8 protein-coding genes are annotated in these 11,667 nt (G+C 59.1%); 4 read left to right on the top strand and 4 right to left on the bottom strand.

The genetic code is table 11. The features are described from left to right. Window positions 1-59: 59 nt before the first annotated feature. The 4 genes from H035_RS0106310 to metH form a co-directional block, all read right to left on the bottom strand. Entirely contained in the window at window positions 60-926 is an 867-nt protein-coding gene (locus tag H035_RS0106310; protein WP_022948147.1) for an RnfABCDGE type electron transport complex subunit B, read from the bottom strand. A gap of 214 nt (window positions 927-1,140) precedes the next feature. Next, on the bottom strand, window positions 1,141-1,581 hold the full coding sequence (locus H035_RS18485) for a hypothetical protein (protein WP_022948146.1): 441 nt from the start codon (window positions 1,579-1,581) through the stop codon (window positions 1,141-1,143). A gap of 59 nt (window positions 1,582-1,640) precedes the next feature. Further along, entirely contained in the window at window positions 1,641-2,330 is a 690-nt protein-coding gene (locus tag H035_RS0106300) for a Dph6-related ATP pyrophosphatase (RefSeq protein ID WP_022948145.1), read from the bottom strand. 188 nt (window positions 2,331-2,518) lie between these two features. Then, the gene (gene metH / locus H035_RS0106295; protein WP_026596328.1) at window positions 2,519-6,337 is read right to left on the bottom strand and encodes a methionine synthase; all 3,819 of its coding nucleotides are present in this window, start codon (window positions 6,335-6,337) and stop codon (window positions 2,519-2,521) included. Between the two features lie 154 nt (window positions 6,338-6,491). Between metH and H035_RS18480 the strand changes: the two genes are divergently transcribed. From H035_RS18480 to H035_RS0106275, 4 genes are all read left to right on the top strand, one after another. Further along, complete coding sequence (locus H035_RS18480) at window positions 6,492-6,935, top strand: hypothetical protein (protein WP_022948143.1); 444 nt, start codon at window positions 6,492-6,494, stop codon at window positions 6,933-6,935. Between the two features lie 21 nt (window positions 6,936-6,956). Further along, window positions 6,957-7,541, top strand: coding sequence for a DUF1616 domain-containing protein (locus H035_RS0106285; protein WP_022948142.1), 585 nt, complete (start codon window positions 6,957-6,959; stop codon window positions 7,539-7,541). 137 nt (window positions 7,542-7,678) lie between these two features. Continuing rightward, window positions 7,679-9,991, top strand: a complete 2,313-nt coding sequence (locus H035_RS18475) for an alpha/beta fold hydrolase (protein WP_022948141.1) — start codon at window positions 7,679-7,681, stop codon at window positions 9,989-9,991. After that, entirely contained in the window at window positions 9,988-11,661 is a 1,674-nt protein-coding gene (locus H035_RS0106275; RefSeq protein WP_022948140.1) for an AMP-binding protein, read from the top strand. The genes H035_RS18475 and H035_RS0106275 overlap by 4 nt, the downstream gene beginning before the upstream one ends. Window positions 11,662-11,667 lie beyond the last annotated feature (6 nt).

Raw genomic sequence — 11,667 nt, 5'->3', positions numbered from 1 at the left:
GGCTTGGGGAACATGACTCCGACTTGAAATAGAGCAAAGTCCGGTGTGTTTTTACGGTTTCATGTGGCGGCCTCTTTCAGCGGTTCGCGGCGGATAATCTTTGGCGCCGCCCGGCCCTTGAGCGCCGTGCCATCCGGTTCCAGCCACACGATGGCCCCGGTGGGACAGCGTTGGATGGGAACCCGGGTCTGATGAGGCTTGCTGTAATCCACCATCGGCAGATTATTGCGCATGGTGATCAGCTCGTCGGGCGCATCCATGGCGCAGCGCCGGCAGGCCGTACAGGCGACTTGGCAGTATTCGAGGATATGATCGCCGGCTTCTTCATTTTTACAGGGCACCCACAGACGGTGGCTGATCGGGTGCAGGGAAAACAGATCCTTGGGACAGACTTCCACGCAATCGCCGCAAGCGGTGCATTTGTCTTCGCTGACCACCGGCAAATCGTGTTCATTCATTTGGATGGCATCGAATTGGCAGGCGGCCTCGCAATCGCCGTAACCCAGGCAGCTCCAAAAGCAGCTTTTGCCGCCTCCCGAAACTTGCGTGGCCGCCTGGCAGGTTTCGATGCCTGCATAGCGGGCCTGGCGGCGAGCCACATTGCTGCCTCCCGCACAGGCCAGCCGAGCCACCCGCTTTTCCCGCTCACCTACCGCCACCCCAAGAAAAGCGGCGATACGGGCATGGTCTTCATCGGTACCAACGCTGCATTGCGCGGGTGAAGCTTCTCCCCGAACCAGCGCCTCGGCGAAGGACCGGCAACCGGGATAACCGCACGCGCCGCAGTTGACATGGGGCAGCATGGCTTCTACGCGATCGATGCGGGGATCTTCTTCGACGTGGAGCTTTTTGTTGGCCAACACCAGGAGAGTGGCGAGCACCAAGGTAAGTCCGCCAAGAATCGACAAGGCGATCAACGCCGACATGAGACTGGTTCGGATTTCGCGCGTTGAAGCCGTTGGTCCACCCCGCACCTCCAAACAAAAAACCGGTATATGGATTCTAACGCTCGTTTTCCGGCAATGGCAACGCTTTGAGCGATGGAAATCTCACCATAAGACTCGGCGCGCCTGAAACGAGCGGCGCGCCGAATAGGTCTACACAAGCCTGAATCCGAAGGATTCACTTCATGCGGCAACCTTATTCGCTCTGATTAGGTTCCATGCCGCCTTGACCCATGCCGCCTTGACCCATGCCGCCTTGACCCATGCCGCCTTGGCCCATACCGCCTCGGCCTTGGCCCATACCGCCTCGGCCTTGGCCCATACCGCCTCGGCCTTGGCCCATACCGCCTCGGCCTTGGCCCATGCCGCCTTGGCCTCTAGCGGGGGGTTCATCCGGCAACGTCACGCCCTGCTCCTTGGCGCGCTGCTGCATTTGCTCATGATGCTCCCGACGGATGCGCTCCATTTCCTCGGCGCTTTGCGCGGCCCGCATTTTGGCCCGCATTTCATTCCTTTCTTGTTCCGTCATGAGTTGACTGCCGTAAATCGGTTCCTCCTGTGCCTGCACGGGCGTGGACCCGACGGACAAAGACAAACCGACAGCCAAGCCGGCCACTGTCAGTGTTTGTTTAATCATGGTAGCCTCCTCGCGGTTGCGGGTTGCTTCAACCGACCGACGCACCCATCGCAACCCGTTCAAGGGATGCGTCTCTCGCCTCGGTTCAAAGGGATGATGTCCGCATAAGCAAATCCATCCCGCTGCTTCACCTCGCCCAGCTCGACCTCGATGCGTTCGGCGAACATGGGGCCGTCTACAACGATCGTGTGAAATTCGCCATTCTCTCCACAGGGATCCACTTCCGGGGGAAGCTTTTCCAGTAATTCCCGGGACCATCGGCGTCCTGCAAAACTCGCCGGAAGCTTTTTCAGATCCACGCAGCTGATATAGGCTTCCAAACCCGCGGCGAGCATCCATTCGGCCAATTCGCGCGTGGGAAGTCGCCACAGCGGAAAGATCGGTTCCACGCCGGTGCCAGCCAACTGTTTCTCCCGATACTGCCGCACGTCTTCCAGATACAAGTCGCCGAAGGCAAAACTATTTGTCCCCTGGGCGGCACAATCGGCTACGAAGCCGCCCATGATCGCATCGTATCGGTGATTCGGGCAGGGATCGGGCAGATGGATCGTTTGCAACGGCAAACCGACGGCTTCCGCCTGGAGGCGAAGCAATTCCACTCTCGTCGCATGCATGGAGACTCGATCGAAACGTTCGTTCACCACACTGAATAGCCCCGTCACTCTGTCTGTGGACGTTTGCCTCAAAACATGCAGCGCCCAGGCGCTGTCCTTGCCGCTGCTCCAGCTCAACCCTATTTTCCTTGTCATGCCTTCGTCATTCCTCGTCAATATATCTAACGCCGTCCGTCCGCCGCCAATCCTTAATGGAAAAAGCCGGGTTAACGATAATTACTATACGCCTTGTTGCAGTCGCAGCCTAGATCCCGTTGAAATTTGAATGGGGAGCCGGAGAGACGCAACGTGCCGCAGGGTTGCGTCTTCCGAACCCCCGCCCATTAATCGTTCTCGGGAGTATAGGCCAAATTGGGCGCCAGCCACTTTTCCACCTGCTCTGTCGACACGCCCTTGCGGCGGGCGTAGTCTTCCACCTGGTCGCGGCCGATCTTGCCCACGTTGAAGTAACTCGCTCGAGGGTGAGAGAAATACCACCCGCTGACCGCCGCCGCCGGGTACATGGCGAAGCTTTCGGTCAATTCGATCCCGGCGTTTTCTTCGGGTGAGATCAGATCGAATAAAGTATGCTTTTCGGTGTGATCGGGGCACGCCGGATACCCCGGCGCCGGGCGGATACCTCGATACTTTTCGGCGATCAGATCGGCGTTGGCCCAGTTTTCATCCGCCGCATAGCCCCAGAATTCCCGCCGCACCCGTTGGTGAAGGTGTTCGGCGAAGGCTTCGGCGAGGCGATCGGCCAAAGCTTTCAGCATGATCGCGCGGTAGTCGTCGTGATCTTTTTCGAATCGTTCCAGATGCGGCTCGATGCCGATCCCGGCAGTGACGGCGAAGGCTCCGATCCAGTCGGCTCGGTCCGCCGCTTCCGGGGCGACGTAATCGGCCAGACAGTAATTGGGCTGGCCTTGGGGTTTTTGATGCTGCTGGCGCAAATGGTGCAAAACGGTTCGAACCTCTCGGCGGCTTTCGTCGGTGTAGATCACAATATCGTCGCCGCGGCTCGCCGCCGGGAACAGGCCGATCACCCCCCGCGCCTCGAGCCATTTTTCCGCCACCAGCTGCTCCAGCATTTGACGGGCGTCGGCGAAAAGCCTTCTGGCCTCCTCGCCGACCACCTCGTCTTCGAGGATTTTGGGGTAGCTTCCGGCCAACTCCCACGCCTGGAAGAACGGCGACCAGTCGATATAACGGGTCAATTCGTCCAAGGGGTAGTCGTCGAACACTTGCAGCCCTGCCTCGATCGGCGGCGGCGGCTCGTAGTCGGCCCAAGTATCCCGATAGCGATTGTTCCGAGCCGCTTCGATGGACAATAGACGTGTCCGATCCTGCTTCATGGCGTGGCGGCGGCGCACTTCCTCGTATTCCTGCGCCAGGCTCTCCACATAGGCGGTGCGTAGATCCTTACTCAACAGGTTACCGGCCACCCCGACCGCCCGCGAGGCGTCGGAAACGTAGACCACAGGCTTTGAGTAATGGGGGGCGATCTTGACCGCGGTATGCACCCGGGAAGTGGTGGCGCCGCCGATCAGCAAGGGAATTTCGAAACCCTGGCGCTTCATTTCCTTGGCCACGTGGACCATTTCGTCCAAGGAAGGCGTGATCAGGCCCGACAAGCCGATGATATCGACCTTTTTTTCCCGGGCGGTTTGAAGGATTTGATCGGCCGGCACCATCACCCCTAGATCGACCACCTCGAAGCCGTTGCACTGCAGCACCACGCCGACAATGTTCTTGCCGATGTCATGCACGTCTCCCTTGACCGTGGCCATGAGGATCCTGCCCGCGGTTTCGCCCGCTTGACGCTCGGCGTCGAGATACGGCATCAAGTAAGCCACCGCCTTTTTCATCACCCGCGCCGATTTGACCACCTGGGGCAAAAACATCTTGCCGGCCCCGAACAGGTCGCCGACCACGTTCATTCCGGCCATCAGCGGTCCTTCGATCACCCTGAGGGGATTGCCCAGATCTTGGCGGGCTTCCTCGGTGTCCTCGTCGATGTAGTCGGTGATCCCTTTGACCAGGGCGTGCTCCAGGCGCTTCTCCACGGGCCAGGTGCGCCATTCCAAATCCTCCTTGGCCTGGGCCGCCCCTTCGCCGCGGTACTTTTCCGCCACTTCCAGCAAGTATTCGTCGGCGTTTTCGCGTCGGCACAAAAGGACGTCTTCGATGGCGTCGCGCAGATCCCCGGGGACTTCTTCGTAGATGCCCAGCTGACCGGCATTGACGATGCCCATGTCGAGCCCTTCCTTGATCGCGTGATAGAGGAAGACCGCATGGATCGCCTCGCGGACATAGTTGTTGCCGCGAAACGAGAACGACACGTTGGAAACCCCGCCGGAAGTCAGGGCGTGGGGAAGCGTCCGCTTGATCTCGGCCACCGCCTCCAAATAGTCGAGGCCGTAGCGGTGATGCTCGGGAATGCCGGTGGCCACCGCGAAGATATTGGGATCGAAGATGATTTCCTCGGGCGGAAAATCCAGCTTTTCCCGCAGCAGCTTGTAGGCGCGGGTGCAGATTTCCACTTTGCGCTGCTTGCTGTCGGCCTGGCCGGTCTCGTCGAAGGCCATCACCACCACCGCCGCGCCGTAGCGGCGTGCCAGCCGGGCGTGCTCGAGAAACGCGGCCTCGCCCTCCTTGAGGGAGATGGAGTTGATCACCCCCTTGCCCTGGATGCACTGGAGACCGGCTTCGATCACCGCCCATTTGGACGAGTCGATCATCACCGGCACCCGGGCGATGTCGGGCTCGCCGGCCGCCAGGTTCAAAAAACGCACCATCGCCGCCTCGGAATCGAGCATCCCCTCGTCCATGTTGACGTCGATCAGCTGGGCGCCGTTTTCCACCTGTTGCCTGGCCACTTCCAGCGCGGTGTCGTAGTCGTCTTCCCGGATCAGGCGTCGGAAGCGGGCGGATCCGGTCACGTTGGTGCGCTCACCGATGTTGATAAACCCCCACCCTGCCCCTCCCCCGCTCGCGGGGGAGGGAATCATCGCAATTTCTCCTCCCCCGTTTGCGGGGGAGGGAGTCTTCGTAATTTCTCCTCCCCCGCTTGCGGGGGAGGGATGGGAGGGGGAAACGATATTGAGCGGCTCCAAGCCGGCCAGGCGGCAAGCGTGTCCGGCCTTGGGGATTCGGCGTGGCGCAACCCCTTCCACCGCCTCGGCGATGGCGCGGATATGCTCGGGCGTGGTGCCGCAACAACCGCCGACGATATTGAGAAAACCGCTTCGCGCCCACTCCCGGATGTGGACCGCCATATCTTCGGGGGTCTCGTCGTACTCGCCGAATTCGTTGGGAAGACCGGCGTTGGGATGGGCCGACACGTGCGTGTCGACATAACCGGCTATTTCCTCAATGTATTGACGCAGTTCCTTGGGACCCAGCGCGCAGTTGAAACCGAAGGAAATGGGCCGGGCGTGGCGCAGGGAATTCCAGAAGGCTTCGGCGGTCTGGCCGGACAAGGTGCGTCCGGAAGCATCGGTGATGGTGCCGGAGATCATGATCGGCAACTGCCCGCCGTGCCGCTCGAAATATTGCTTGACCGCGAAGATCGCGGCCTTGGCGTTGAGGGTGTCGAAAATGGTTTCGATCAACAGCAGATCCGCGCCCCCGGCCACCAGACCGTCGACGGCCTCGGTGTAAGCCGCCACCAACTGCTCAAAGGTAATGTTGCGGTAACCGGGATCGTTGACGTCGGGGGAAATGGAGGCGGTGCGATTGGTCGGACCCAGCACGCCGGTCACCAGGCGGGGTTTGTCCGGCGTGCGGGCGGTGGCGGCATCGGCGGCGCGGCGGGCGATGGCGGCGGCTTCCCGGTTGATCTCCCCGGCCAGATCCTCCATGCCGTAATCGGCCAGACTGATCCGGTTGGCGTTGAAGGTATTGGTTTCGATGATATCCGCGCCGGCGTCGAGATTCTCGCGATGGATTTCCTCGATGAATCGAGGCTGGGTCAGGGACAACAAATCGTTATTGCCTTGCAGATCGGAGGGCCAATCGCGGAAACGCTGACCGCGGTAATCGGCCTCCGACAAGCGACGGTTTTGGATCATGGTGCCCATGGCACTGTCCAAAATCAGAATGCGTTCGGCAAGCAGCCGTTTGATTCGGGCACTGGATTCGAAGGACGGATTCGTATGCATAACTCGCAGATGTTCAAAATACATTCAACTTTATCATGCTCGAAGGGAGAAATCGTCTCAATTTTTGACGCCAGTTTTGCGATAATGGGCAAGTCATCGTTTGCTCAAACGGTCGAAATAGAAATAGAAAAGAAAAACGCCAAGGAGAACTACCATGCGCAAAATCATCTCCCTGTTGCTGGCCTCGTCTTTGCTGGCCGCTGCCGGCACCAGCCATGCGGTCAAGATCCGCAAACCCACCGCCCAAACGCAAGAAGCCGCCGGCCAACGGAATCCGCTCCAACTGCAGGACGCCCAACCCATATTGGGGAAATGGACCTTGGTGGAAGTCGCTCCGCGCGCGACCGGAGGCCGGATTCCTGAGAACCGCGAATGGGATTTTCAAGGCGGTGGCACACTGGTCACGTCCGGTTACAACCGGCACTTCAGGCGGAAAGACACGCAACAATTCAAATACGAAATCAAAGATGGCATGATCGTCACCGACGTACCGGGAAGACCGGGTAAGCAGCTCACCTATCGGGTTTACGACCTGCAAGACGATTCGATGGTTCTGAAAGGCGGCCTGGAAGGGTTTTATTTTTTCAAGCGCAAATAACCAAAAGAGGAGTTCGATTCAATGAACAACATTACCAGCAAACACAAAACCGACCTTCTGATGTGGGCGGGGATTCTGGTGATCAGCTTCATATTCATCGGAATATTCATGGCGTTCACCACCACTTCTCCGATCGAACTGATCAAGAAAATCCTCAGCGCCATCCTGATCATGTTCCTGCCCGGATACGTGATCGTGAAATTGTACCTGGACGACGTGCATCTCACCGAAAACCCGGCCTTGGACCGATTCATCCTCTCCTTCGGGCTGTCCATAATCACGGTCCAATCGCTGGCTTTTCTGGTCAACTACTTCGCCATCCATTCGCTCGACATGGATCAGGAAATCCGTATCGGGGTAGAAAACTGGGTTCCCCCGATCATCGTGATCTTGGTCATCTCGGTGGCAGTGGGCCTCAAATTCTTTAAGGGCAAACTTGCAACGTTCTGGCAACGGCTTTCCGACTGGTTCCAGCAGAAACTGGGGGACAACGGCCCCATGATCCTGATGATCCTGACCACCTTCGTGAGCCTGGCGGTGTTGTACGGCGTCATCCGGCTGATTCTGCTTATCATGCTCAAGGCATCCGGCTACCAGCCTTACTAAGACCAAAAAATATATTATTTATTCTGTTCCAATGAAGCGGGCTTTCATGCCCGCTTTGTTTTGTCCGGTGGTAAAGTTGTAAACTTTCCCGGGAACATTCAAACTAAAAACGTATCGGTCACTCCAGGGGTTAGGCCATGGCCACTACCGATCAAGCGCCGGTTGACTTCGACCAACAACCCTACTCTGAATACCGGATCGATACCGTCATCTACGATCGCGCCGCCCGCCTGCTGCGTTTCGCTCAGCGTTTTCTCAACATTCATTTCAAGCTCCACGCGCCCGAAACCGACGTCCATCGGGGACAAATTTTCGTCTTCAACCATTTCGCCCGTTTCGAAACCCTGATTCCCCAATATCTGATTCACGAATGCTGCGGCGCCTACTGCTGCGCCATCGCCCACCGGGAATTGTTCCAGCTCGATCCCCATTTGACCCGCGTACTCCTGGCCATCGGCGCCATTCCCCACGATCACCCTCAATTATTTCCCCTGTTGGCGACCCAAATTCTGCGTGGCCGCAAGGTGATCGTCTTCCCCGAGGGAGGCATGGTGAAGGACCGCCGGGTCATCGACGCCAAGGGCCGCTACCGGATCTATTCCCGGACCACCCAAACCTTTCGCCGCCACCATAGCGGCGCGGCGGTACTGGCTTTGGGCCTGGATATTTTCAAGCAGGCGGTTCTGGCGGCCGAGCACGAGGGAAGGGAAGACCGCCTGGAGGCTTGGCAAGAGCAATTGGATCTTCCCGACCGGGACGCATTTCTCGCCCGCTGCCGGGAACCCACCCTGATCGTGCCGGCCGATATCACCTTTTTTCCCTTGCGGATCGACGACAACTTGCTCAAACGGGCCGTGCAAATCATCCGTCCCGGAATCGGCAAACGCTCCCTGGAAGAGCTCTTGATCGAAGGGAATTTGTTGATGAAAGACACCGACATGGACATCCATCTGGGCGATCCCATCCGAGTGGACGCTTATCCGCGCTTCTGGGACCGCTGGCTGATTCAGACGGAACTGCCGCACATCGGCGCCCTGGACGGAATTTTCAATTGGCACGATCATAAAAATTTGAAGCGGCGTTTTTTAGCCTGGCGCATCCGCCATAACGGACGCCGCATTCGGGACCGCTACATGGAGGCCATCTACCGGGAAGTGACCGTGAACCCCTCTCACCTGGCCGCCACCTTGATCTATCACACCTTGGCCGAGGGACGCACGCGAATTGCCCGGAAGACCTTCCGCAAGGCGCTCTATCTGGCGATCAAGGCGGTCCAACGGGAGCCCACGCTTTTTCTCCATCGCAGTCTGCGCAATCCCGAAAATTACCTCGCTCTGCCCGAAGCCGAACCTTCCTTTTTGAACCAATTTCTTTCCACCGCCGAAAGCGCCGGACTCATCGAACCGGTGGGCGGTTATTATCATTTTTTACCCAAATTATGCGAGGAATTCGAACTCGATACCATTCGCCTGGAAAACCCGGTCATGGTCTATGCCAACGAAGTGGCACCGTTGACGCGAATCAAGAAGATCGGACAACAGGCGCTCCGACGGGCCGACAAACTCACGCCCCGTGAACGGGCCTTGCAAAGTTTCGACGACGAAGTGCGCGCCTGGCACTGGGATAAGGCGTTTTATACCGCGCCGTGCTTCGAACCCCTCAATCGCTTGGAAATCCTCCGGGGGGACAACGGGCCTTTTTTACTACCGAACCCGCCTTCCGGCAAGAAAGGCGTATTGCTGATTCACGGCCTGCTCTCCTCTCCGGTGGCAATGCGCTCATTGGGTGAATACCTGGCCGACGCCGGGTATGTGGTCCTCGCCATCCGCCTCAAAGGCCACGGCACCTCTCCTTGCGATCTGCGCGAGCGTCGCTGGAAGGACTGGTATGCTTCGGTCCGGCGCGGCTATCGGATTCTGGCCGGCCTGACCGAAACCATTGCCCTGGTGGGCTTTTCCACCGGCGGATTGCTGGCCTTACGCCAGGCCGCCGACCAACCCGACCAGTTGGCGGCGGTGGCGGCGGTCGCCACGCCGGTCAAGTTCCGGACCCCCACCATGACCCTGGTGTCATTGGTGCACCATACCAATCGTTGGACCCACTGGATGCGAAACGGCGGATTCAAGGCATTCGTGGCCAACCAATCCGAATTTCCCGAAATCAACTATCGGCATATTCCCATCCCCGCGCTCCACGAGCTGCGCCAAGTCATCGCCGAAACCGAATCGCGCCTGGCGGATGTGAAATGTCCGGTACTGCTGTTGCAGGGCGACGCCGATCCGGTGGTGGATCCGGACAGCGCCGAATGGATTCTGGAACACCTCGGCAGTCGCCATAAAATGCTCATTCCGGTCGCCACGGCCTTGCACAATATGATTTTCAAAGACCCGGGGGGAGTGCATGACCGAATCCGGCAATTTTTCGATCAACATACGGCGATCGAGCCATGACCGACCGCTCCTGGCTCACCCTTTATCCCCCCGGCTTGCCGGCCGATCTCCCTCCCCTTGCGGATGCCTCGCTGGTCAGCTTGTTCGAGCGTTCGTGCCGGCGATTCGCCGATCTTCCCGCCTTGGACAATCTGGGGACCACCCTCACCTATCGCGATTGGGATCGGCTCTCATTGCGCTTCGCCCACGGTCTGCACCGGCTCGGACTCGGTCCGGGCCATCGCCTGGCGATCATGCTGCCCAACCTGTTGCAATACCCGATCGCCTTGCTGGGAGCGCTGCGCGCGGGCCTGACGGCGGTCAATGTCAACCCTTTGTTCACCCCCCGGGAATTGGCCCAGGAACTCAAAGATGCCGAGGTCTCGGCGATCGTCCTATTGGCCAACTTCGGGCATGTTTTGGAAAAAGCCCGATCCGACTTCGGCCTCAAACTCCCCCATATGCTCGTGACCCAGGCGGGCGACCTGTGCCCCGCCCCCAAACGGCAATTGATCAACTGGACCTTGAAATACCTCAAGCGCCAGGTGCCGCCGTTCAATCTGCCCCGGTCCCTAAGCTGGAATCAGGTGATTCGGGAAGGCCGGGAACGCCCGTTAAAAGTGTCGCTGCAACCGGAGGACATGGCTTTCCTTCAATACACGGGAGGCACCACCGGCACCCCCAAAGGGGCGATCCTTTCTCACGCCAACGTGTTGGCCAATATCGAACAGACGCGCCTGTGGCTGACCTGCCCGGAATGGCCCCGCTACCTGGAGGACGGCTGCGAACGGCTGATCACCGCCCTGCCGCTGTATCACATCTTCGCCCTCACCACCAATTTGTGGGTGGGAATGGCGGCGGGCGTCCATAATCATCTGGTCACCAACCCCCGGGATTTGAAGGGATTGGTCAACATCATCAATCAATCCCGCTGCAGCTGCATCACCGGCGTCAATACCCTGTTCAGTCACCTGCTGCACTTTCCGGGATTCGAGCAAGCGGATTTTTCCGGCCTGAAATTCACCCTGGCCGGCGGGATGCCCATGCAGAAATCGGTGGCCGAGTGCTGGCAGGAAGTCACCCGATGCCCGGTTTTGGAGGGCTACGGACTGACCGAGGCCTCGCCGGTGGTCACCTTGAATCCCATGAACAGCGATGCTTTCACCGGCAGCATCGGTCTCCCCCTTCCCGGAACCGATTGCCAAATCGTGAACGACGGCCGCCCCGTTCCCCCGGAAAAAACCGGCGAGCTGTGGGTGCGAGGCCCCCAGGTGATAGCCGGCTATTGGAACCGACCCGATGAAACCCGTGCCGTTCTGGAAGCGGACGGCTGGCTGCGCACCGGCGATATCGCCAAAATGGATGCCCGGGGATTTTTCTATATCGTGGACCGGAAAAAGGACATGATCCTGATTTCCGGCTTCAACGTTTATCCCCACGAAATCGAGGAAGTGGTCGGCGGTCACCCCAAGGTCCAAGAATGCGCCGCCATCGGAATACCGGACGCCCATACCGGCGAGGCGGTCAAGCTCTTCGTGGTGAAGGCCGATGCCAGCCTGACGATCGACGAACTCCAGGCATGGTGCCGCGCCAACCTGACCGCCTACAAACGCCCCCACCACTTCGAATTCCGCACCGAACTTCCCAAATCCCCGGTGGGAAAAATTCTGCGCCACCGGCTCCAAGGCTGATCTTTT

Source organism: Methylohalobius crimeensis 10Ki (assembly GCF_000421465.1).
Lineage (GTDB): Bacteria > Pseudomonadota > Gammaproteobacteria > Methylococcales > Methylothermaceae > Methylohalobius > Methylohalobius crimeensis.
This window is presented reverse-complemented; position numbering and strand designations above follow the sequence as displayed.